At 73.1% G+C, this 20,804-nt stretch carries 19 protein-coding genes; 11 read left to right on the forward strand and 8 right to left on the reverse strand.

The annotated features are described in order from the left end of the window. Nucleotides 1-9 precede the first annotated feature (9 nt). Nucleotides 10-1,146, reverse strand: coding sequence for an iron uptake system protein EfeO (efeO, locus tag HZZ00_RS06685; protein WP_180331341.1), 1,137 nt, complete (start codon nucleotides 1,144-1,146; stop codon nucleotides 10-12). A 111-nt stretch (nucleotides 1,147-1,257) separates the two neighbouring features. Here efeO and HZZ00_RS06690 point away from each other — a divergent pair, with 111 nt between their 5' ends. Then, nucleotides 1,258-2,124: a hypothetical protein gene (locus tag HZZ00_RS06690; protein WP_257585690.1), complete on the forward strand. Its 867-nt coding sequence runs from the start codon at nucleotides 1,258-1,260 to the stop codon at nucleotides 2,122-2,124. Further along, on the forward strand, nucleotides 2,117-2,761 hold the full coding sequence (locus HZZ00_RS06695; protein WP_180331342.1) for a PhzF family phenazine biosynthesis protein: 645 nt from the start codon (nucleotides 2,117-2,119) through the stop codon (nucleotides 2,759-2,761). Before HZZ00_RS06690 ends, HZZ00_RS06695 begins: the two co-directional genes overlap by 8 nt. 102 nt (nucleotides 2,762-2,863) lie before the next feature. On the opposite strand, the gene HZZ00_RS06700 is transcribed toward HZZ00_RS06695, so the two are convergent. Together HZZ00_RS06700 and map are read right to left on the reverse strand one after the other, a co-directional pair. Beyond that, nucleotides 2,864-3,511 (reverse strand): heme oxygenase (biliverdin-producing), encoded by a 648-nt coding sequence (locus HZZ00_RS06700; protein WP_180331343.1) that lies wholly within the window; start codon nucleotides 3,509-3,511, stop codon nucleotides 2,864-2,866. Nucleotides 3,512-3,658: 147 nt separating this feature from the next. Then, the gene (gene map, locus HZZ00_RS06705; RefSeq protein WP_180331344.1) at nucleotides 3,659-4,516 is read right to left on the reverse strand and encodes a type I methionyl aminopeptidase; all 858 of its coding nucleotides are present in this window, start codon (nucleotides 4,514-4,516) and stop codon (nucleotides 3,659-3,661) included. Between the two features lie 60 nt (nucleotides 4,517-4,576). Between map and HZZ00_RS06710 the strand changes: the two genes are divergently transcribed. Then, nucleotides 4,577-4,807, forward strand: a complete 231-nt coding sequence (locus tag HZZ00_RS06710) for a hypothetical protein (RefSeq protein ID WP_180331345.1) — start codon at nucleotides 4,577-4,579, stop codon at nucleotides 4,805-4,807. On the opposite strand, the gene HZZ00_RS06715 is transcribed toward HZZ00_RS06710, so the two are convergent. Beyond that, on the reverse strand, nucleotides 4,808-6,085 hold the full coding sequence (locus HZZ00_RS06715; protein WP_180331346.1) for an MFS transporter: 1,278 nt from the start codon (nucleotides 6,083-6,085) through the stop codon (nucleotides 4,808-4,810). Nucleotides 6,086-6,201: 116 nt separating this feature from the next. Here HZZ00_RS06715 and npdG point away from each other — a divergent pair, with 116 nt between their 5' ends. Together npdG and HZZ00_RS06725 are read left to right on the forward strand one after the other, a co-directional pair. Then, nucleotides 6,202-6,906, forward strand: a complete 705-nt coding sequence (gene npdG, locus HZZ00_RS06720) for an NADPH-dependent F420 reductase (RefSeq protein ID WP_180331347.1) — start codon at nucleotides 6,202-6,204, stop codon at nucleotides 6,904-6,906. 48 nt (nucleotides 6,907-6,954) lie between these two features. Next, the gene (locus tag HZZ00_RS06725) at nucleotides 6,955-7,194 is read left to right on the forward strand and encodes a hypothetical protein (protein ID WP_180331348.1); all 240 of its coding nucleotides are present in this window, start codon (nucleotides 6,955-6,957) and stop codon (nucleotides 7,192-7,194) included. On the opposite strand, the gene HZZ00_RS06730 is transcribed toward HZZ00_RS06725, so the two are convergent. After that, the gene (locus HZZ00_RS06730) at nucleotides 7,184-7,984 is read right to left on the reverse strand and encodes a site-2 protease family protein (RefSeq protein WP_180331349.1); all 801 of its coding nucleotides are present in this window, start codon (nucleotides 7,982-7,984) and stop codon (nucleotides 7,184-7,186) included. The genes HZZ00_RS06725 and HZZ00_RS06730 overlap by 11 nt on opposite strands. 103 nt (nucleotides 7,985-8,087) lie before the next feature. On the opposite strand from HZZ00_RS06730, the gene HZZ00_RS06735 reads away from it, so the two are divergent. Together HZZ00_RS06735 and HZZ00_RS06740 are read left to right on the forward strand one after the other, a co-directional pair. Beyond that, nucleotides 8,088-8,534, forward strand: coding sequence for a DUF6578 domain-containing protein (locus HZZ00_RS06735; RefSeq protein ID WP_180331350.1), 447 nt, complete (start codon nucleotides 8,088-8,090; stop codon nucleotides 8,532-8,534). 34 nt (nucleotides 8,535-8,568) lie between these two features. Next, the gene (locus HZZ00_RS06740) at nucleotides 8,569-12,810 is read left to right on the forward strand and encodes a BTAD domain-containing putative transcriptional regulator (RefSeq protein ID WP_180331351.1); all 4,242 of its coding nucleotides are present in this window, start codon (nucleotides 8,569-8,571) and stop codon (nucleotides 12,808-12,810) included. A gap of 13 nt (nucleotides 12,811-12,823) precedes the next feature. Here the strand turns inward: HZZ00_RS06740 and HZZ00_RS06745 are convergent, their stop codons facing one another. The 3 genes from HZZ00_RS06745 to panB form a co-directional block, all read right to left on the reverse strand. After that, nucleotides 12,824-13,645 (reverse strand): ABC transporter permease, encoded by an 822-nt coding sequence (locus HZZ00_RS06745; RefSeq protein WP_180331352.1) that lies wholly within the window; start codon nucleotides 13,643-13,645, stop codon nucleotides 12,824-12,826. Then, the gene (locus HZZ00_RS06750; RefSeq protein ID WP_180331353.1) at nucleotides 13,642-14,667 is read right to left on the reverse strand and encodes an ATP-binding cassette domain-containing protein; all 1,026 of its coding nucleotides are present in this window, start codon (nucleotides 14,665-14,667) and stop codon (nucleotides 13,642-13,644) included. The genes HZZ00_RS06745 and HZZ00_RS06750 overlap by 4 nt, the downstream gene beginning before the upstream one ends. A 152-nt stretch (nucleotides 14,668-14,819) precedes the next feature. Further along, nucleotides 14,820-15,686 (reverse strand): 3-methyl-2-oxobutanoate hydroxymethyltransferase, encoded by an 867-nt coding sequence (gene panB, locus HZZ00_RS06755; RefSeq protein WP_180331354.1) that lies wholly within the window; start codon nucleotides 15,684-15,686, stop codon nucleotides 14,820-14,822. A 227-nt stretch (nucleotides 15,687-15,913) separates the two neighbouring features. Here panB and HZZ00_RS06760 point away from each other — a divergent pair, with 227 nt between their 5' ends. From HZZ00_RS06760 to HZZ00_RS06775, 4 genes are all read left to right on the forward strand, one after another. Next, a complete protein-coding gene (locus HZZ00_RS06760; RefSeq protein WP_180331355.1) occupies nucleotides 15,914-17,500 on the forward strand; it encodes an MFS transporter in 1,587 nt (528 codons plus the stop codon). A 103-nt stretch (nucleotides 17,501-17,603) separates the two neighbouring features. Continuing rightward, on the forward strand, nucleotides 17,604-18,239 hold the full coding sequence (locus HZZ00_RS06765) for a TetR/AcrR family transcriptional regulator (protein ID WP_070027530.1): 636 nt from the start codon (nucleotides 17,604-17,606) through the stop codon (nucleotides 18,237-18,239). A 259-nt stretch (nucleotides 18,240-18,498) separates the two neighbouring features. Beyond that, nucleotides 18,499-19,467: an endonuclease/exonuclease/phosphatase family protein gene (locus HZZ00_RS06770; protein WP_374028545.1), complete on the forward strand. Its 969-nt coding sequence runs from the start codon at nucleotides 18,499-18,501 to the stop codon at nucleotides 19,465-19,467. 90 nt (nucleotides 19,468-19,557) lie between these two features. Then, a complete protein-coding gene (locus HZZ00_RS06775; protein ID WP_180331357.1) occupies nucleotides 19,558-20,772 on the forward strand; it encodes an MFS transporter in 1,215 nt (404 codons plus the stop codon). Nucleotides 20,773-20,804 lie beyond the last annotated feature (32 nt).

Here is a 20,804-nt window from a genome sequence, read left to right on the forward strand (position 1 = left end):
CTCCCGCTCCTACTTCACGACCGCGGCGGCGAGCTTCGACAGCGGCTCGGCGAGCGCGTTCACCGCGTCCGACAGCTCCTTGCGCTGCTCGCCGGTGACCTTGTCGTAGGAGACGAAGTCGTACGAGGTCTTGTCCGCGCGGTACTTGTCCAGCACGCCGTCGAGCGCGGCGAACTGCTTGTCCAGCTCCTTGACGAGCGCCGGGTCGTTCTTCACGGCGACCGGCTTGAGCAGCTCGTACGCCTTCCGCGCGCCCTCGACGTTGCCCTTGAAGTCGACCAGGTCGGTGTGCGAGTAGCGGTCCTCCTCGCCGGTGACCTTGCCGGTGGCGACCTCGTCCAGCAGCTCCTTGGCGCCGTTGGCCATGGAGGTCGGGGTGATCTCGGCGGTGCCGACCCGCTTCTGCCAGTCCGTCAGGTCGGTCACCAGCTGCCCGGCGAGGGTCTTCTCCTCGGCGCCGATCTTCTTGTCGGCCCACAGGGCCTTCTCCAGCCGGTGCCAGCCCGTCCACTTCTGGCCCTTCTCCAGGCCGTCGGCGCGGGTGTCCGTCTTGGGGTCGATGTCACCGAAGGACTCGGCGACCGGCTCGGTGCGCTCCCAGCCGAGACGGGAGGGGGCGTAGGCCTTCTTCGCGGCGTCGAGGTCGCCGGCCTTGATCGCGTCGGCGAACTTCCGGGCGAGCGGCACGGTGGCGTCGGCCTGGTCCTGCGCGTACTGCCGGTACTCGGCGACGGCCTTGTCCAGCGCGGGGTCGCGCCGGGCGGCGCCGGCGCCGCCGGTGACGGTGAGCGGCTGCCGGACGCCGTGGCCCTTCATGCCGGGGCGGCAGGCTATCTCGTACGAGCCCGCCTTCACCTCGGCGGTCAGCGTGTACTTGGTGCCCGGGCCGATGTTCTCCTTCTCGGAGACGATCCGGTCGTCCGGGAACAGGATCTCGACCTCGGTGGCCTTCGAGCCCTTGTTCTCTATCTTCAGCGTGACCTGACCCGCGGGGACCGACTTCGCGGAGGTGTCACAGGCGGAGTCCGCGGCGGTGACCTGGATGGCCTTGCCGTCCTCGGCCTCGCTCTTGGCGGTGCAGGCCGACAGGGCGGTCAGTGCTGCCGCGGTGGCGGCTGCGGCGACGGTCAGACGGACGGCACGCATGCGGGCTCCCTGCGATCCAGTTTGGTGAGGCTGCCCTAACTTACCTGAGCCTTACCCTTCTCATACCCTTTGGGGTGCGTGATCCGGATCTCACGCCGGGAGGCTGTGGCCATGGGGAGGGCGCGCAGGGAACCGCTGGGGCGGGAGGGCGTGGTGCTGCGGGTGCGGGGCCGCGCGGATCCGCCGCCGCTGCGGTTCGAAGTGGCCGACGCGGGGCGCCTGCTGCTGCGCCAGGGCGCGCGCATCCTGCTGCTCGGGCGCGTGACGGAGGGGAACCAGGGCGTGCGCCTGCGCCGGTACGAGGGGTACCGCTCGCCGGTGCCGCCGGTGCGTTCGGCGCTGATGCGGGAGGCCGGCGACTGGGCGCACACCTACGCGCGCCGTCTTGAGGAGGCGCCGGAGGGCCCCCTGTACGAGGCGCGCTGGCACCTCGGCGTCCGCCGCCGGTTCCCGCCCTACGTCTGGCACGGGGAGGACTTCGTCCGGGAGTGGCCCGCCTGTCACCTCGACTGGTCGGCCGCGGGCTGGAACGGCGTCGTGCCCCTGCGCCGGCTGTCCCCGCCGGACGCGGCCCGTGTGAAGGCCTACCGCAAACACGCCCGTGCGGGCACCCTCGCGCCCGTGCTGCTGTGGTGGGTGAGCTGCCTGGACGGCTGGCTGCTGCTCGACGGGCACGACCGGGCGGTGGCCGCGCTCGCCGAGGGGCTGACCCCGCCCTGTGTGGTGCTCACCCGGCTGTCGGACGAGGAGGACTGGCGCCGGGAGGCCGACGGGGCCGCCGAGGCGTACCGGCTGCTGCTGGAGCGGCCCGTCGCCGGTGACGAGCGGCGACGGCAGGTCGTGCTGCGGGCCCCCGGCGATGCCATGGGGGCCCTGCCCCTCCAGGAGGCCCGCACGCGTTCCTGGCCCCTCGCGGGCGGCGTCCCCGCCTGGGACGCGCTCGCCGCGCGGGCGGTGTTTCAATGCCCGGGTGACTGACTACGACGTACTGCGCGTCTTCTGCGACCCGACCGGCGGCCACGGCAACGAGCTGGGTGTCGTCCGTGACGGCTCCGCGCTGCCCGAGCGTGCCGACCGGCAGGCGTTCGCCGCCAAACTCGGCTTCAGCGAGACCGTGTTCGTGGACGACCCCGAGCGCGGAGTGATCGACATCTACACGCCCTCCGTGCGGCTGCCGTTCGCCGGGCACCCCTGCGTCGGCACCGCCTGGCTGCTGGACGTCCCCGAACTCGTGGTCCCCGCGGGCGTGGTGGGCGCCCGGCAGGACGGCGAGTTCTGCTGGGTCGAGGCCCGCCCGGAGTGGCCCGAGCCGCGCACCCTGCGCCAGTACGCGAGCCCCGCCGAGGTCGACGCGCTCGACGTGCCGCCGCCCGGCGAGTGGGTGTACGCCTGGGCGTGGGAGGACGAGGCCGCGGGGCGGGTACGGGCCCGCGCCTTCCCCGGCCGGGGCGACGGCATCGAGGAGGACGAGGCGACGGGCGCGGCCGCGCTCCAGCTCACCGCCCGGCTGGGCCGCGCCCTCAACATCACCCAGGGCAAGGGCTCCCAGCTGCTCACCGCGCCCCAGCCGGAGGGCTGGGTGGAGGTCGGCGGCCGGGTCTTCCTCGAACGCTGAACGCTGAACGCCGGACGCCGGACGCCGGACGCCGGGCCCTGAACACCGGACACCGAGCCCTGAACACCGGGCACCGGGCCCCAGGCGCCTAACGCCCGGCGTTCAGGCGCTCAGCCGGAACTCCTCGCCCAGTGCCCCGAACACCGCCGTGTTCAGGGCGAACGCCTGCCCGCACTCCCCGGCGACCCGCTGCTTCTCCAGGTCGTCCATCGCGATTCCGTCCAGCAGCTCCCGGTAACCGCGCTTGAACGCGGCCGGGTTGGCGATCTCCTCGAAGACGTAGAACCGCACCCCGTCGCCCTTCCGGGCGAAGCCCCACGTCCGCTCCGCGCGGTCCCGGATGATCTGGCCGCCGGAGAGGTCGCCGAGGTAGCGGGTGTAGTGGTGGGCGACGTAACCGCCCGGCCACCGCTCGGCGCACTCGCGTATCCGCTCCGCGTACGCGCGCGTCTCGGGCAGCGGGTCGAGCCCCGCCCGCCACCCCGGCCCGCGCAGATGCGCCAGGTCCCGCTCCAGCGCGGGCAGCCGGTGCAGCTCCGGCCGGATGAAGGGCCCCGCCACCGGGTCAGCCGCCAGCCGCCCGGCCGCGCCCTCCAGTGCCTCGTAGACGAACCACAGCTGCTCCGTGTAGCGCGTGTACGCGTCCACCCCCAGCCGGCCGCCGAGCAGGTCGCTCATGAAGGTCGAGGTCTCCGCCGCCGCGTGCTGCTTCCGGGTGGCGGTGCGGATCAGCGTCGAAAACGACTCCATGGAACACTCCTCGGTTTGCCGACGTGGTGTCGGCAAGTTTACCGACAGCTTGTCGGAAAGACATCAGGAGAGGGTGCGGGCACGCGGAAAGGGCCCGCCCCCGGCCGGGAGCGGGCCCTTCTCGCGCCGGTACGGCGCCTGCGGCGGCTACGGCAGGGTCAGGATGTCGGCGCCGTCGTCCGTCACCACCAGCGTGTGCTCGAACTGCGCGGTCCGCTTGCGGTCCTTCGTCACCACCGTCCAGCCGTCCTCCCACAGGTCGTACTCGTGGGTGCCCAGCGTCAGCATCGGCTCGATGGTGAAGGTCATGCCGGGGCGCATCACGGTGGTGGCGTGCGGGCTGTCGTAGTGCGGGACGATCAGCCCGGAGTGGAACGAGGTGCTGATGCCGTGCCCGGTGAAGTCCCGGACCACGCCGTAGCCGAAGCGCTTGGCGTACGACTCGATGACGCGGCCGATGATGTTGATCTGCCGGCCCGGCTTGACCGCCTTGATCGCGCGGTCGAGGGCCTCGCGGGTGCGCTCGACCAGCAGCCGCGACTCCTCGTCCACGTCCCCGACCAGGTAGGTGGCGTTGTTGTCGCCGTGCACCCCGCCGATGTACGCGGTCACGTCCAGGTTGACGATGTCGCCGTCCCTGAGGACGGTCGAGTCCGGGATGCCGTGGCAGATGACCTCGTTGACCGACGTGCACAGCGACTTCGGGAAGCCGCGGTAGCCCAGCGTGGACGGGTAGGCGCCGTGGTCGCACATGTACTCGTGGGCGACCTTGTCAAGCTGGTCCGTGGTGACGCCGGGCGCGATGATCTTCGCGGCCTCCGCCATCGCCCGCGCGGCGATGCGGCCGGCGGTCCGCATCGCCTCGACGGTCTCCGGGGTCTGCACCTCCGGCCCGGTGTACGGCGCCGGCGCGGGCTTGCCGACGTACTCGGGGCGACGGATGTTGCCCGGGACGGAACGGATGGGGGACTGTTCCCCCGGTACGAGCAGCGACTGGCCAGACATGCCGGCGAGTCTATCGAGCGCACATGGGGGAACATGTCGTTGGCGAGAGGAGCTGATCCAATGCCCCTGTTCAAGAAGCGCACCGCGGGCAAGCCGGGTGAGTGGTACTACTGCCTGGAGCACAAGAAGGTCGAGGAGGGCCCGGACTGCCCGGGCAAGGACCGCTTCGGGCCGTACGCCTCCCCGCAGGAGGCCCAGCGGGCGATGGACCTCGCCGCCGAGCGCAACCTCCAGTGGGAGAACGACCCGCGCTGGCACGACGCGGCCGGGACGGACGCCGACGAGGAGTGATCACGCCTCCCCGGGCACGGCCGCGGCCCGCCGCTCCCGCATCCGCACCGCGTGGACGTTCGTCCGCGCGTCGTACGTCATGAGCCCCGGCAGGCACAGCGCGAGCAGGCCCACCGCGCCCGCGCAGGCCAGGCCGCCCCAGACGACGGAGGTACGCAGCCCGGTCAGGGCGGCGAGGCCGCCCGCGCGGACCTGGCCCAGCTGGGGCCCCACCGAGTAGGACAGCAGTTCGATCCCGGCGAGCCGGCCGCGCAGCTCGTCGGGGATCGTCTGGTTCCACATCGCGGACCGGAAGATGCCGCTGACCATGTCGAAGGCGCCGCCGACGGCCAGCAGGGACAGCACCAGCCAGACGTTCCGGGCCAGACCCGCCCCCGCGACCGCGAGGCCGAAACCGGCCGCCGACAGCACCACCATCAGACCGTGCCGGCGCACCCGCGAGGCCCAGCCGCTGGTCAGGCTCACCAGCAGGGAGCCCGCCGGGATGCTCGCGTACATCAGCCCGAGCGCCCAGTCGGCGCCCAGGTCGTCGGCGAGGAACGGCAGCACCGCGAGCGGCATGGCCAGCGACATCGCCGCGAGGTCCACGACGTAGGTGCCGAGCAGCTCCTTGCGGCTCCACGCGTACCGGGCGCCCTCCGCGACGGCCCGCAGCGACGGCTTCGCGGCCTCGTGGGCGGCGGGGGAGGCGGCGATCGGCACGATGTACGCCAGCGAGACGGCGAAGGTCAGCAGGTCCGCGGCGTACGCCCAGCCGAGGCCCGCGTAGGCCACGACCACCCCGGCGAGCGCCGGGCCCGCCACCCCGCCGACCGTCCAGCGCAGCGAGTTCAGCGAGGCCGCGGCGGGCATGTCCGCATGGGCGACGATCCGCGGCCACAGCGAGTCCAGGGCCGGGCGCTGCACGGCGCCGAGGGCGGAGGACAGGGCGGCGACCGCGTACAGCGGCCAGACCGCGGGGTCCGGCAGCAGGGCGTTGAGCAGCAGCGCCGCGCTGAGCAGGCCCTGACCGGCCTCCGTCCACAGGATCAGGCGCCGCTTGTCCAGCGCGTCGGCGAGCGCGCCGCCGTACAGCCCGCACACGATCAGCGGCAGCAGCTCGACGGCGCCGACGGCGCCCACGGCGGCGGTGGACTGCGTGAGGTCCTTCAACTGGACGGGCAGGGCCACGAAGGTGAGGAAACTGCCGAAGTTGCTGATCAGCCCGGATTTCCACAGCCGCCGGAAGTCCGCGGACGCCTTCCAGGGGGAGAGGTCGGGGAGCAGGGCGGAGGTCACCCGGGCATGCTCGGGCGGCGGCGGTGCGGCGGCAACTCCTTTTCCGCGCCCGGCCGTCCGCGCCCTCGCCTTCCGTCCCGGCCGCCCGCCCGCACCCGGCGACGTAGAGTCACACCATGACCTCTAGCGACAGCGCACAGAAGGCCCCCGCCAAGGACCCCTGGGACCTGCCCGACGTCTCCGGACACGTCGTCGGCGTGCTCGGCGGCACCGGGCCGCAGGGCAAGGGACTCGCCTACCGGCTCGCCAGGGCCGGGCAGAAGGTGATCATCGGCTCCCGGTCCGCCGACCGCGCCCGGTCCGCCGCCGAGGAACTCGGGCACGGCGTCGAGGGCGCCGACAACGCCGAGGCCGCGCGCCGCAGCGACATCGTGATCGTCGCCGTGCCGTGGGACGGCCACGGCGACACGCTGAAGTCGCTCGCCGCCGAGCTGGCCGGCAAGCTCGTCGTGGACTGCGTCAACCCGCTCGGCTTCGACAAGAAGGGCGCCTACGCGCTCAAGCCCGAGGAGGGCAGCGCCGCCGAGCAGGCCGCCGCGCTGCTGCCCGACTCCCGGGTCACCGCCGCCTTCCACCACCTGTCCGCCGTGCTGCTCCAGGACCCGGAGATCGAGCGGATCGACACCGACGTCATGGTGCTCGGCGAGCAGCGCGCCGACGTGGAGATCGTGCAGGCGCTCGCCGGGCGCATCCCGGGCATGCGGGGCGTCTTCGCGGGGCGGCTGCGCAACGCCCACCAGGTCGAGTCGCTGGTCGCCAACCTGATCTCGGTCAACCGCCGCTACAAGGCGCACGCGGGGCTCCGGCTCACCGACGTGTGACCTTCGTCCGGCGTGCCCGGCCGACCTTCCTGCGAGCCGTCCCCGGCCATGGGGGACACTGTTCGCCGTAGCAGTGTCCCCCGACAGGAGCCACCCGTCATGCCCCGCATCGCCCTCTACACCCTCGTCGTCTGCGTGCTCTCGGTGGCCGCGGCCGTCGTCTCCTTCGTCCAGGGCAGCTGGCTGGGGATCGTGTGGGTGCTGCTGGCGGGCCTGTCGTCCAACATGACCTGGTACTACGTCAAGCGGGCCCGCGCCGCCGCGCAGGACGGGCCGGTCACGGGCTGAACGTGCACACCTCGGGGGTGCCGTTCCAGAACCGGTACAGCCAGTAACCGCAGTCGGAGAACGCGGTGTCCACGCCCAGCCCGCGCAGGATCGTGTCGATCAGCGAGAAGAACGCGGTGTTCAGCGACGGCACCCACAGCAGCGCGAACACGAACAGCAGCCCGAACGGCGCGAACGGCTCCACCTGCCGCTTCACCCGGTACGACAGCCAGGGCTCCAGTACGCCGTAGCCGTCCAGACCCGGCACCGGCAGGAAGTTCAGCAGCGCCGCGGTCACCTGGAGCAGCGCGAGGAACGCCAGCGCATACCGGAAGTCGCGCGGCACGCCGTCCAGCGCGTGCAGCCAGAACGGCGCGGTGCACACGGCGGCGAACAGCGCGTTCGTCAGCGGGCCCGCCGCCGAGATCAGACTCAGCCGCACACGGCCGCGGACGCGGGACCGCTCGATGAACACCGCGCCGCCCGGCAGCCCGATCCCGCCCATGATCACGAACAGCACGGGCAGCACGATGCTGAGCAGCGCGTGCGTGTACTTCAGCGGGTTCAGCGTCAGATAGCCCTTGGCGCCGACGGTGATATCGCCGCCGTGCAGGGCGGTGCGCGCGTGCGCGTACTCGTGCAGGCACAGCGAGAGGACCCAGGCGGCCGTCACGAACAGGAACACCGCGACGCCCGGCCGCGCCGCGTAGCCGGTCCAGGTGGCCCAGCCGGCCACCGCCGTCACGGCCAGGATCCCGACGAACACCGGACTGATCCTCCGGTCGCCGGGTCGGATGGTGGCGGTGGTCATGGGCGGCTCCTGCTGCTGCGACGGGCGGACGGGTCCGGGAGGATCCCGGCGGACACGGGGAAAACGTCTCGCCCGCGCCGTCCGGTTCCTGGACAGTGGACGAATGCCACGCAAGAGGGTGTTCTACGAGGACTGGCAGCTGGAGTGCTGCGGCACGCCGTTCGCGGTGGGCGACGAGGTGACCTGGACGCTGGTCGCCTGCGCCGGGACGGACCGCCGGTACGGCGCCGAGGCCTGGGTGGAGAACCACGGCGGGACCGGCGGGCGGACCGCGGGGCGGGTCCGGGAGATCGAGCTGGTGCACCAGGAGTACACCTTCCGCGCCGCCGCCGTCGAGCCCCCGGCACCCGGGCGGGGACTCGTCCTGCGGGCCGCGGGACGCGGACTGGAACCGGTGCCCGGCTCGGTGACCCGGGAACCCGTCGACCACTGCCCGGAGTCCTTCCAGGAGCGGGACCTCGGCACGGCGGACGGCGTGGGCCGCGTCCGTCGTACCGTTGGCGTCCTCGTCACCCTCGACGTCGACGGGGCGGCCGGCCCCGGCCGGTGACCGCCCGCTGACCGCTTCCCGAGCCTCGGAGACAATGAACCCCGTGCGTTACCGCCTCCTCGGCCCCACCCAGGCGTTCCGCCCCGACGGCACGGCCGTTCCGGTCGGCGGGGCGCGGCTGCGCGCGCTGCTCAGCGTCCTGGCGCTGCGGGCCGGGCGGACCGTGCCGTCGGGTGTGCTGGTGGACGAGGTGTGGGGCGCGGACCCGCCCGCCGACGCCGCCGGGGCGCTCCAGGCGCTGGTGGGCCGGCTGCGCCGGGCGCTCGGCGCGGACGCGGTCGCCTCCGCCGAGGGCGGCTACCGGCTCGCCGCCGCCGCGGAGGACGTCGACCTCACCCGCTTCGACCGGCTCACCGGCGACGGCCTCGCCGCCCTGGCCGAGGGCGACGCGCCCAAGGCCGCCGCCCTCCTGGACGACGCCCTCGCGCTGTGGCACGGTCCGGCCCTCGCCGACCTGCCCGACCACACCGCGGAGGCCGCCCGCTGGGAGACCCGCCGCCTCGACGCCCGGCGCGCCCGGCTCACCGCCGCCCTCGCCCTCGGCCAGGCGGAGACGGCCCTGCCCGAGCTGACCGCCCTGTGCGACGCCCATCCGCTGGACGAACCGCTCCAGGCGCTGCGCCTGCGCGCCCTGCGCGACCTCGGCCGCCCGGCCCAGGCCCTCGCCGCCTACGAGGACGTCCGCCGGCTGATCGCCGACCGCCTGGGCTCCGACCCCGGCCCCGAACTGCGCGCCCTGCACGCCCGGTTGCTGGTCCCGGACGACGACGGACAGCCCGGCCCCCCGCGGACCGCCCGGGGCACGAACCCCGGCCGTGGCCGCGCGGGCGGCCGGAGAGGCATGGACGCCGGAAGCCACGTGAACGACCGGGACGCTTCGGGCGGCCGGTACGGCGGGGACGGCCCGGACGACGCCACCGGCCGGTACGGTCCCGGTGCTCCGGACGGCTCCGACGGCCGGTACGGCGCTGGTGGTCCGGGCGGCGCGGGGGGCCGGTACGGCGACGGTGGTCCGGACGGGTCCGCCGGCCGGTACGGGGGCGAGGACCGGGGCGGTCGCGGCGACTCCGGTGGTGACGGCGGTTTTGGCGGCTCGTCGGGACGGTATGGCCACGACGGCCGGCACGGCCCCGCTGGTCCGGACGGATCCACCGGCCGGTACGGGGACGAGGACCGGGGCGGTCGCGGCGACTCCGGTGGTGACGGCGGCTTCGGCGATTTCGACGGGTCGTCGGGACGGTACGGCCGCGACGGCCGGTACGGCGACGGTGGCCCGGCCGGGTCCACCGGCCGGTACGGGGACGAGGACCGGGGCGGTCGCGGCGACTTCGACGGTGACGGCGGTTTTGGCGGCTCGTCGGGACGGTACGGCCGCGATGGCCGGTACGGCGCTGGCGGTCCGGGCGGCCCGGGTGGCCGGTACGGCGAGGGAGTTGCGGCCGGTCATGGCGAGTCGGCAGGGCCCGACGGCCGCTACGGCGACGGTGGTCCGGACGGGCCCACCGGCCGGTACGGGGACGGCGACCGGGGCGGTCGCGGGGACTCCGGTGGTGACGGCGGCTTCGGTGATTTCGGCGGCTCGTCGGGACGGTACGGCCGCGATGGCCGGTACGGCGATGGTGGCCCGGACGGCCCGGGTGGCCGGTACGGCGAGGGAGTACCGGGCGGTCTGGACGGGTCGGGTGGCCCCGATGGCCGGTACGGGGACGGCGGCCCGGACGGTCGCGGTGGTTCCGGTGGGCCGAGCGGTCACGGCGGGCGGGCCGGTGGGTCCGGGCAGGGGAACATTCCCGCCCGGCTCACCTCCTTCGTCGGCCGGGAGGCCGACCTCGCGGCGATCGGGGCCGACCTCGGAACCGCCCGCCTGGTCACCCTGCTCGGGCCCGGCGGCGCCGGGAAGACCCGGCTGTCCCAGGAGGCCGCCGAGGCGGTGCGGGACTCCGTGCGCGACGGGGTCTGGCTGGCCGAACTCGCCCCCGTGGACGACCCGGACGCCGTACCGCAGGCCGTGCTCACCGCCATCGGTGCCCGCGAGACCGTGCTGCACGGCGTCGGCGCCGAGAGCATGCGCGCCGTGGTCGAAGGGCACGACCCGCTGGACCGGCTGGTGGAGCACTGCGCCCGGCGCCGGATGCTGATCGTCCTCGACAACTGCGAGCACGTCGTCGACGCCGCCGCCCGGCTGGCCGAGCGGCTGCTGGAGCGCTGCCCCGGGCTGACCGTCCTCGCCACCAGCCGCGAACCCCTCGGCGTGCCGGGCGAGTTGGTGCGCCCGGTGGAGCCGCTGCCCGAGCCCGTCGCGCTCCGGCTGTTCGCCGACCGGGGCGCCGCGGCCCGGCCCGGCTTCCGCGTCGAGGACGACCCGGAGGCCTGCGCCGAGATCTGCCGCCGCCTGGACGGACTGCCGCTCGCCATCGAACTGGCCGCCGCCCGGCTGCGGATGCTGTCGCCCCGGCAGATCGCGGACCGCCTCGACGACCGGTTCCGCCTGCTCACCTCGGGCAGCCGCACCGTGCTGCCCCGCCAGCAGACCCTGCGGGCCGTCGTGGACTGGTCCTGGGACCTGCTGGACGCCGACGAGCGCGACGTCCTCGCCGGGCTGTCCGTCTTCGCGGGCGGCTGCGACCTGGCCGCCGCCGAGGCCGTGTGCGGGCCCGTCGCCCTGGAAGCCGTGGGTTCCCTGGTCGACAAGTCCCTGGTGGTGGCCGCCCCCTCGGCCGACGGAACGATGCGCTACCGGCTGCTGGAGACCGTCGCCGAGTACGCCGCCGAACGGCTCGCCGAGTCCGGCCGGCGCACCGAGACGGAGCGCGCCCACCTGACGTACTACCGCGAACTCGCCCGCACCACCGACCCGTTGCTGCGCGGCCCGGAGCAGCGCGCCGCCATCGCCCGGATCCAGCTGGAGTACGAGAACCTGCGCACCGCCCTCAGACACGCCGTCGCCGCGCGCGACGAGCAGGAGGCGCTGTGCCTGGTGCTGTCCCTGGTGTGGTTCTGGCAGATGCGCGACCAGCGGATCGAGGCCCGCACCTGGTGCCGGGAGGTCATGACGCTCGGCCCGGACCCGTTCACCGAGCCGGTGCGCCGCGCGGAACCGGTGTGGCGGCGCTGCACCGAGACCCCGCCGCCGTACTCCGGGGAACTGCTCCACGAGGCCCGGCGCGGACTCCACCTCGCCCACATGGCCTGCATGGACACCGAGTTGGACGCCTGGCAGAGCCCCGAGGCGCTGGCCAAGCTGCGCACCGTCGCGAAGGTCTACAGCCCGGGGATGCCGCAGACCTGCCGGGCGCCCGGCATGGTGTGGTTCTTCGCGGTGATGCTCACCGGCGGGGCGGAGCGGATGCGGACGATCGTCGACGCCAACGTGCGGACCTGCCGGGAGACCCCCGGCTTCGAGTGGGAACTGGCCGGCGCCCTCCAGTGGCGGGCCAACCTCCTGGCCAACCGTTCCGCCTGGGCGGGTGACGCCGCCCGCGACGCGGACGAGGCACTCGCCCTCTACCGCCGCCTCGGCGACGACTGGGGCACCGCCGAGGCCCTGTCCGCGCGCGGCGAGGCCCGGGAGCGCAAGGGCGCCTATCAGGAGGCCGCCCTCGACTACCGGGCCGCCGTCGAACACGCCGAACGGCTCGGCGCCCGCGCCCAGACCGCCGTGCTCTCCGCCCGCCTCGGCAGCGTGCTCATGGAGTCGGGCGAGCTGGAGGAGGGCGAGCGGCTGCTGCGGGAGGTCGTCGCGAGCCAGGAGAACACGCACAGCGAGGCCATGCCCGCCGCCCGGCTCTTCCTCGCCTGCTGGCTGGGCCTGACCGGGCGGACCGGCGAGGCCCGGGAACAAATCAGGCTGCTGCGCGAGGAGTTCAGGGTCTCCAACTTCGTCGTCTTCGATGCCGTGATCCTCTGCCAGGAGGCCCTGCTGGACGCGCTGGACGGCCGGGAGGAAGAAGCGCTCGGCCGGGTCCGCACGGCGATCCGGCACGCCGAGGACCCGCTCGCCGAGGCCGTCACCCCGCAGCTGCCCTCCATCGCCCTCACCACCGGCGCCATGGCGCTGGCCCGGGCCGGCTCCGGTGCCCGCGCCGCCGACGCCGCCCGCGCGCTGGCCGCGGCCGACGCTCTGCTGCCGACCGGGCACATCCTGTCCGGCATGGAGCAGCGGGCCCGCGCCATGGCCGAGGAGCGCATCCGGGAGGCGCTGGACGAGCGGGCCTACCGGGCGGCGTACGCCGAGGGCGGTGGCCTCTCCCTCGCGGAGGCCACCGCCCTGCTCTGAGCCGCGGCGGACGTCAGCTCTTCGTACGGAACTTGTGGATCGCGACCGGCGCCATCACCGCGGTGATCGCCACCGACCAGCCCACGGTCACCCACAGGTCGTGCGCCACCGGGCCGCCCACCATCAGGCCGCGGGCCGCGTCGGCGAGCGTGGACAGCGGGTTGTAGTCGGTGAAGGCCTGGAGCCAGCCCGGCATCGACGCGGTCGGCGCGAAGATCGAGGAGCCGAACTGGAGCGGGAACAGCACCAGGAAGCCCACGCCCTGCACCGACTGCGCGCTCTTCAGGATCACGCCGAGGGTGAGGAACACCCACATGATCGAGGAGGCGAACAGCGCCGACAGGCCCACGGTCGCGAACAGTCCGGGCCAGCTCGTGATGTGGAAGCCGACCAGCACGGCGACGACCATCAGCACGGCCGTCGCGAACAGCATCCGGCCCAGCTCCACGGCGATCTTCGCGAAGAGCACCGAGCCGCGCCCGATCGGCAGCGACCGGAACCGGTCCATCACGCCGCTGTTGAAGTCCTGGCTGAAGCCGGTGCCGACGCCCTGGGACAGGGTCATGCTCATCATCGCCAGCATGCCCGGGATGACGTACTGGACGTACCGCTCCTGGCCGCCGCCGAGCGCCTGCCCGATGGAGCCGCCGAAGACGTACACGAACAGCAGGGTGAAGACGATCGGCATCAGCAGGGCGTCGAACATCGACTCCGGGTCCTGCCGGATCCACAGCAGGTTGCGGCGGATGAGCGCACCGGTGTGCCGCAGGTGCCCGCGCAGCGGGATGCGGACGTCGGCGGCGGCCGGTGTGGCGTGGGTGGTGACGGCGCTCATACGGCGGCCTCCTGGCGGGCGTCGGCGGGCGCGGTGTCCTGCGGGGCACCGGCACGGTGGCCGGTGAGGGACAGGAACACCTCGTCCAGGCTGGGCAGTTCGGTGGTGATGGAGGAGAGGGTGATGCCGCGCGCGGTGACCGCGCCGACCACGGCCGTCAGCTGCTCGTCGCTGAGGATCGGGACGAGCAGGGTGCCGGTCTCGTTGTCCACGGTGGTGGTGGCGAGGCCGGTGATGCCCAGCTCGTCCAGCATCGTGGCGAGCGGGCCCAGCTCCAGCGGGTCCACCGGGCGCACGCGCAGCGTACGGCCGCCGACGCGGGCCTTCAGTTCCTCGATGCCGCCGGTCGCGATCACCTTGCCGCGGTCCACCACGGTCAGCTCCGAGGCGAGCTGCTCGGCCTCCTCCATGTACTGGGTGGTGAGCAGCACGGTGACGCCGTCGCCGACCATCGCCTGCACCTCCTCCCACACCTCGTTGCGGGTGCGGGGGTCGAGGCCGGTGGTCGGCTCGTCCAGGTACAGCACCGCCGGGCGGCCGATCATCGAGGCGGCGAGGTCGAGACGGCGGCGCATGCCGCCGGAGTACGTGCTCGCCGGGCGCTTGGCGGCCTCCGTGAGGGAGAACCGCTCCAGCAGTTCGTCGGCGCGGGCACGGGCGTCCTTGCGGGACAGGTCCAGCAGCCGGCCGATCATGTACAGGTTCTCCCAGCCGGGAAGCTTCTCGTCGACCGAGGCGTACTGCCCGGTGAGACCTATCACCTTGCGCAGCTGCCGGGGCTGGCGCACGACGTCGTAGCCGGCCACGGTCGCCCGGCCGGCGTCCGGGGTGATCAGGGTGGACAGGATGCGGACGAGGGTCGTCTTGCCGGCGCCGTTCGGGCCCAGCACGCCCATCACGGTGCCCTCGCGCACGTCCAGGTCGACGCCGTCCAGCGCCTTGGTCTCGCCGTAGTGCTTGACCAGCCCCCGCACGCTCACGGCGTTCCGTCCGCCGCCGGGGTTCTCATCGATTCGCGTCATGGGAAGGACCATGTCAGCCGCCACCGACAAACCACCGACAACCGGCCGACAGCCCGCCGACAGACCGCCGGCGCAGGCCCCGCCGGGGGCGGACACGGGACAGCCCCGTCGACGGGGGAAGATCGACGGGGCTGCCGGTGGTGCCGTGGTGGCTAGTGGACGGAGTGCTCCTCCAGCGGGAACGCCCCGCCGACGACGTCCTCCGCGAAGGACTTCGCCGCGGACCCCATGACCTCACGCAGGTCCGCGTACTTCTTGACGAACTTCGGCACCCGGCCGGACGTCAGTCCCAGCATGTCCGTCCACACCAGGACCTGCGCGTCCGTCTCGGGACCGGCGCCGATGCCGACCGTGGGGATGTGCAGTGTCCGGGTCACCTCGGCCGCCAGCTCGGCGGGCACCAGTTCCAGGACCACCGCGAACGCCCCCGCGTCCTGGACGGCCTTCGCGTCGCGCAGCAGCTGCGCCGCCGCTTCCTCGCCGCGCCCCTGGACGCGGTAGCCCATCGCGTTGACGGACTGGGGGGTCAGGCCGATGTGCGCCATGACCGGGATGCCGGACTCCACCAGCAGCCGGATCTGCTCGTGCGAGCGCTCGCCGCCCTCCAGCTTGACCGCGCCGACGCCGGCCTCCTTGACCAGCCGGGTGGCCGAGCGCAGCGCCTGCACCGGGCCCTCCTGGTAGGAGCCGAAGGGCAGGTCGGCGACGATCAGGGAGCGGCTGGTGCCCCGGACGACGGCCGCCGAGAGCATCGTCATCTCGTCGAGGGTGACGGGCACGGTGGTGTCGTACCCGAGGTGACAGTTGCCCGCCGAGTCGCCGACCAGGAGGACCGGGATGCCGGCCTCGTCGAAGACGGACGCGGTCATCGCGTCGTAGGCGGTGAGCATGGGCCACTTCTCGCCCCGCTCCTTGGCGAGGGTGATGTCGCGGACCGTGATGCGGCGGGTGCCCTTCCCCCCGTACAGCGCCTTGCTGCCGTCGGAAGGCTTGTTCTGGGCAGCCGAAAGCTGCGTCATGGCAACGGCTCCTTCAGTCATCTCGAAGCGCCCGTACGGCGTCTCCGGATCGAGTCCATGGTGGCACCTCGTGCCATTCAGGGCCAGAGCACCCCCTGTGATCCTTGCCGTCGCCCGAAGCCACCCTTCCGTTTAGGGCAAAGTCAACCCTCCGGACGGGTAAGTTCTCGGTAAATTAATTAAGATACGAGACGGTTCCGTATCGGAATCCAACTAGGCTCGAACACATGACTACTGCCGTCCCTGCCTCCCGGATACCCGAGGCGGTGCACCGCCGCCGCTGGGCCATCCTCGGCGTGCTGATGTTGAGCCTGCTCATCGTGGTGCTCGACAACTCGATCCTGAACGTCGCCATCAAGACCATCTCCACCCCGGCCCCGACCGGCCTGGGTGCCACGCAGAGCCAGATCGAGTGGGCGATCAACGCCTACACCCTCGTCTTCGCGGGCCTGCTGTTCACCGCCGGACTCATCGGCGACCGCCTCGGCCGCAAGAAGGTGCTGCTCGGCGGCATCGCCCTGTTCGGCGTCGGCTCCGCCCTCGCCGCCGAGTCCGGCTCCCCGGGCCAGCTGATCGCCTACCGCGCCCTGATGGCCCTCGGTGCCGCCTTCGTCATGCCGGCCACGCTCGCCGTCCTGATGAACGTCTTCGAGCGCGACGAGCAGCCCAAGGCCATCGGCATCTGGGCCGGCGGCGTCGGCCTCGCCATCGCCATCGGCCCGATCACCGGCGGCGCCCTGCTCGACCACTTCTGGTGGGGCTCGGTCTTCTTCGTCAACGTGCCGATCGTGATCATCGCGCTCGGCCTGATGCTCTGGCTGGTCCCCGACTCGCGCGACCCCAACCCGGGCCGCCTCGACCCGATCGGCGTCGTCCTGTCGGTCGTCGGCCTGGTGCTGCTGGTCTACGGCATCATCAAGGGCGGCCAGCTGGCCGACTTCACCGACCCGACCGTGCTCGCCACCATCGCCGCCGGCGTCGTCGTGCTCGCCGCCTTCGTCGTCTTCGAGAAGCGCAGCGACCACCCGTCGCTGGACGTCAGCTACTTCAAGAACAAGGTGTTCTCGGCCGCCATGGCCGCCATCGCGCTGGTCTTCTTCGCGCTGATGGGCGTCACCTTCTTCTCGGTCTTCTACACCCAGAGCGTGCGCGGTTACTCGCCGCTCAAGTCGGGCGTGCTGATGCTGCCGCTGGCCGCCGCGCAGATGATCTTCGCGCCGCGCGCCCGCCTGGTGGTCCAGCGGTTCGGCAACAAGGCCACCACCACCGCCGGCCTGGTGGTGATCGCGGGCATGCTCGCGACCTTCGCCACCTTCGACGCCGACACCCCGATCTGGCTGCTGGAGGTCATCTTCTTCCTGATGGGCACCGGCATGGCGCACATCATGACGCCGACCTCGGTCGTCATCATGCAGGCGCTGCCGCGCGAGAAGGCCGGTTCCGCCTCCGCGCTGAGCAACACCTTCCGCCAGGTCGGCGGCGCCCTCGGCATCGCCGTCCTCGGCTCGGTGCTGGCCACCGCCTACCGCAACGGCATCGAGGACAAGCTCGGCCCGCTGCCCGCCGCCCTGCGCGACAAGGCCGGCGACTCCATCGAGGCCACCCTCGGCATCGCCGAGAAGCTCGGCCCCCAGGGCAAGCTCCTGGTCGGCCCGGCCGACGACGCCTTCCTGCACGCCATGCACGTCACCGCCCTGTGGGGCACCGGCGTCGCCCTGATCGGCGCCCTGGTCACGGCCATGTTCCTGCCGGGCAGGCCGAAGCAGGACGAGCGGCGCGACGAGGAAGCGGAACTGGTCGCCGCGATGGACTGAGGCGCCGGCCACCCGGCCGACGAACCGGTGTCCACCGAGGCTCAACGGGGGGAGGAGGCGGCTGCGGGAGAATTCCCGCAGCACACCGAGAGGACGGAATGACGTGAGCCTTGCCGACAACCAGCCGGGCGCGGCCGGCCCCGCCCGGGGCCGGCCCCGCAGCGAGGCCGTGGAACAGGCCATCCTGGAAGGCGTGATGCAGCTCCTGGAGGACGGCGTACCGCTCGCCGAGATCTCCATCGAGCGCATCGCCCGCACGGCAGGGGTCGGCAAGGCCACCATCTACCGCCGCTGGAGCGGCAAGGAAGAGCTGTTCGTCGACGTCCTGCGGGCCGCCGAACCGCCCGACCCCGAGCTCCCCGGCACCTCCATGCGCGACGACCTGATCGTCCTGCTGGAGTCCCTGCGCCGGCGCGGCCTGGTCAGCCGCGCCTCCGCGATCCTGCACAACGTCTACGTGCAGATGAAGTCCAGCCCCCGGATCTGGGCGGCCTACCACGCGAGCGTCGTCGCGCCCCGCCGCGTCCTGATGCTGGAGGTGCTCCGGCGCGGGCAGCGCGACGGCGAGCTGCGCACCGACATCGACCTCGAACTGGCCAACGACATGTTCGTCGGCGCCATGCTGGTGCGCACCACCATGCGTCCCCAGGGCGACCTCCCCGAGGACCTGGCGGAGCGGATCGTCGACGCGACCCTCGAAGGGCTACGGCCCGTCAGCTCCGGTACGAGATCGCACTAATGTGCCCGTTCTGTCACAGACGCCCGCCACCGGGCGCCTGACCGGAACTCCCCGCACCGCCTGTTCGTCCTCGTCTTGCGTACGGCCGTCATGGGACGGCGGAACGGAGCCGATCATCCCCTAGGGTCGGAACCCAGGGGGGCGAACGGTGTGCACGGCAGGCAGTGAGGCAGACGGTATGGCGCAGCAGGCGTACATGACGGAGACGGCTGACGGCGGTTCGGGGCCCGAACGCCCGGGGTCCCGGCTGCGGCGTCTGATGCACCGTCTGCTCGCCCCCTGGCGGGGCGACGCGGGCATCTGGCGCCGGGGCGCCGTCCTCGCCGGGGCCGCCCTGCTCCTCGCGCTGGTGATGCTGCTGCACGCGCACGTGCCCAACACCGTGGGCAACCTCGGCAGCCTCACCGAGACCTTCCTGCCCTGGCTCGGCGTGTTCGTGCCGGTCCTGCTGCTGCTCGGCCTGTGGCGGAAGTCGGCGATCACGCTCATCGCCGTACTCCTCCCGGCGATCGTCTGGCTCAACCTCTTCGGCGGGCTGCTCACCGACAAGTCGAACGGCGGCGGCGACCTGATGGTGGCCACGCACAACGTCAACGCCGACAACCCCGACCCGGCGGGCACCGCCCGCGAGGTGGCCTCCTCGGGCGCCGACGTCCTCGCGCTGGAGGAGGTCCCCGCCGGCAAGGTCCCGGTCTACACGCGGGCGCTCGCGCCGACGTACAAGTACCACGCGGTCGAGGGCACGGTCGGGCTGTGGAGCAAGTACCCGCTGAGCGGCGTGCGGGCCGTGGACATCAAGCTCGGCTGGAAGCGGGCGATGCGCGCCACGGTGGCCACGCCCGAGGGTCCGGTCGCCGTGTACGTCGCCCACATGCCCTCGGTCCGGGTGAAGCTCAAGGCCGGGTTCACCGCGCGGCAGCGGGACACCAGCGCCGACGCGCTCGGCGAGGCCGTCGCCGACGAGACCCTGCCGCGGGTCATTCTGCTCGGCGATCTCAACGGTACGATGAACGACCGCTCGCTCAACGGCGTCACCTCCCAGCTGCGCTCCACGCAGGGCGCGGCGGGCAGCGGCTTCGGGTTCAGCTGGCCGGCGTCGTTCCCGATGGCGCGGATCGACCAGATCATGGTCAAGGGCATGGCCCCGGAGAGCAGCTGGACGCTGCCGCGCACGGGCAGCGACCACCTTCCGGTGGCGGCCCGTGTGAACCTGGACACGCGCTCGTAACCTGCTGGAATAGCGGGCCTGGGAGACTTTGTTCATCAGCTGAACAATTCAGCTGCTCCCCCTTCGCTTTTGAAAGGCACAGGCCCCTCCATGCCCCTGGCCCTGCTCGCCCTGGCCGTCGGCGCTTTCGGTATCGGCACCACCGAGTTCGTGATGATGGGACTGCTCCCGGACGTCGCGGACGACCTGCACGTCTCCATCCCGGCCGCCGGCCATCTGGTCTCGGCGTACGCGCTGGGCGTCGTCGTCGGCGCCCCGCTGCTGGCCGCCGCCACGGCCCGGATGTCCCGGCGCACGGTCCTGATCGCGCTGATGGCGCTGTTCGTCGCGGGCAACGCACTGTCGGCGTGCGCCCCCGGCAACGGCTCCCTGCTGGCGGCCCGCTTCGTCAGCGGCCTGCCGCACGGGGCGTTCTTCGGGGTGGGCGCCGTCGTCGCGACGAACATGGTCCCGCCGGAGCGCAAGGCCCGCTCGGTGTCGCTGATGTTCCTCGGCCTGACGGTCGCCAACATCGCGGGCGTCCCGGCGGCCACGCTGATGGGCCAGCACCTGGGGTGGCGGGCGACGTTCCTGGGCGTGAGCGCGATCGGCCTGGTGGCGATAGCCTCCCTGGCCTTTCTGATCCCGCGCGACCACACGCACGCCCCCTCCGCGGGCCTGCGCGGAGAACTGGCCGCGCTGCGGTCCCTGCCGGTGTGGCTGGCCCTCGGTACGACGGTGGCGGGCTTCGGCGCGCTGTTCGCGGCGTACAGCTACGTGACGCCGATGCTGACCGGGGCGGCGGGGTACGCCGAGACCAGCGTGACCCTGCTGCTGGCGCTGTTCGGCGTGGGCGCGACGGCGGGCAATCTGCTGGGCGGCCGGCTGGCGGACCACTCGCTGCGCGGCACCCTCTTCGGCGGCCTGGTCTCCCTCGCCGCGGTCCTCGCCCTGTTCCCGCTGCTGATGCGGACGGAGTGGAGCGCGGCGCTGGCGGTGACGCTGCTGGGCACGGCGGCGTTCGTGACCGGCTCCCCCCTCCAGCTGATGGTGATGGAGAAGGCCTCGGCCGCCCCCTCCCTGGCCTCCTCCGCCAACCAGGCCGCCTTCAACCTGGCCAACGCGGGCGGCGCCTGGGTGGGCGGGCTCACCCTGGCGGCGGGCTGGGGTACGACCTCCCCGGCACTGGCCGGAGCGGCACTCGCGGTGCTCGGCCTGGGCGTGGCGGCCGCGGCGTACACGGTGGACCGCCGCCGGGCGACCCCGGCGACGGGACGCGTGGTCACCACGCACGTGCCGGAGGGGGCGACGGCGGTGCACCGCTGACGTCCCGCCTTTCCGGCCGGCCCGCCCGGACC

The organism is Streptomyces sp. NEAU-sy36, from assembly GCF_013423905.1.
Taxonomy (GTDB): Bacteria; Actinomycetota; Actinomycetes; order Streptomycetales; family Streptomycetaceae; genus Streptomyces; species Streptomyces misionensis.

What these genes read in the sequence shown, in the direction of transcription:
- efeO (WP_180331341.1), bottom strand. Translation starts at nt 1,146, where the DNA reads ATGCGTGCCGTCCGTCTGACCGTCGCCGCAGCCGCCACCGCGGCAGCA.
- HZZ00_RS06690 (WP_257585690.1), top strand. Translation starts at nt 1,258, where the DNA reads ATGGGGAGGGCGCGCAGGGAACCGCTGGGGCGGGAGGGCGTGGTGCTG.
- HZZ00_RS06700 (WP_180331343.1), bottom strand. Translation starts at nt 3,511, where the DNA reads ATGGAGTCGTTTTCGACGCTGATCCGCACCGCCACCCGGAAGCAGCAC.
- map (WP_180331344.1), bottom strand. Translation starts at nt 4,516, where the DNA reads ATGTCTGGCCAGTCGCTGCTCGTACCGGGGGAACAGTCCCCCATCCGT.
- HZZ00_RS06710 (WP_180331345.1), top strand. Translation starts at nt 4,577, where the DNA reads ATGCCCCTGTTCAAGAAGCGCACCGCGGGCAAGCCGGGTGAGTGGTAC.
- npdG (WP_180331347.1), top strand. Translation starts at nt 6,202, where the DNA reads ATGACCTCTAGCGACAGCGCACAGAAGGCCCCCGCCAAGGACCCCTGG.
- HZZ00_RS06725 (WP_180331348.1), top strand. Translation starts at nt 6,955, where the DNA reads ATGGGGGACACTGTTCGCCGTAGCAGTGTCCCCCGACAGGAGCCACCC.
- HZZ00_RS06730 (WP_180331349.1), bottom strand. Translation starts at nt 7,984, where the DNA reads ATGACCACCGCCACCATCCGACCCGGCGACCGGAGGATCAGTCCGGTG.
- HZZ00_RS06735 (WP_180331350.1), top strand. Translation starts at nt 8,088, where the DNA reads ATGCCACGCAAGAGGGTGTTCTACGAGGACTGGCAGCTGGAGTGCTGC.
- HZZ00_RS06740 (WP_180331351.1), top strand. Translation starts at nt 8,569, where the DNA reads ATGAACCCCGTGCGTTACCGCCTCCTCGGCCCCACCCAGGCGTTCCGC.
- HZZ00_RS06745 (WP_180331352.1), bottom strand. Translation starts at nt 13,645, where the DNA reads ATGAGCGCCGTCACCACCCACGCCACACCGGCCGCCGCCGACGTCCGC.
- HZZ00_RS06750 (WP_180331353.1), bottom strand. Translation starts at nt 14,667, where the DNA reads ATGACGCGAATCGATGAGAACCCCGGCGGCGGACGGAACGCCGTGAGC.
- panB (WP_180331354.1), bottom strand. Translation starts at nt 15,686, where the DNA reads ATGACGCAGCTTTCGGCTGCCCAGAACAAGCCTTCCGACGGCAGCAAG.
- HZZ00_RS06760 (WP_180331355.1), top strand. Translation starts at nt 15,914, where the DNA reads ATGACTACTGCCGTCCCTGCCTCCCGGATACCCGAGGCGGTGCACCGC.
- HZZ00_RS06770 (WP_374028545.1), top strand. Translation starts at nt 18,499, where the DNA reads ATGCACCGTCTGCTCGCCCCCTGGCGGGGCGACGCGGGCATCTGGCGC.
- HZZ00_RS06775 (WP_180331357.1), top strand. Translation starts at nt 19,558, where the DNA reads ATGCCCCTGGCCCTGCTCGCCCTGGCCGTCGGCGCTTTCGGTATCGGC.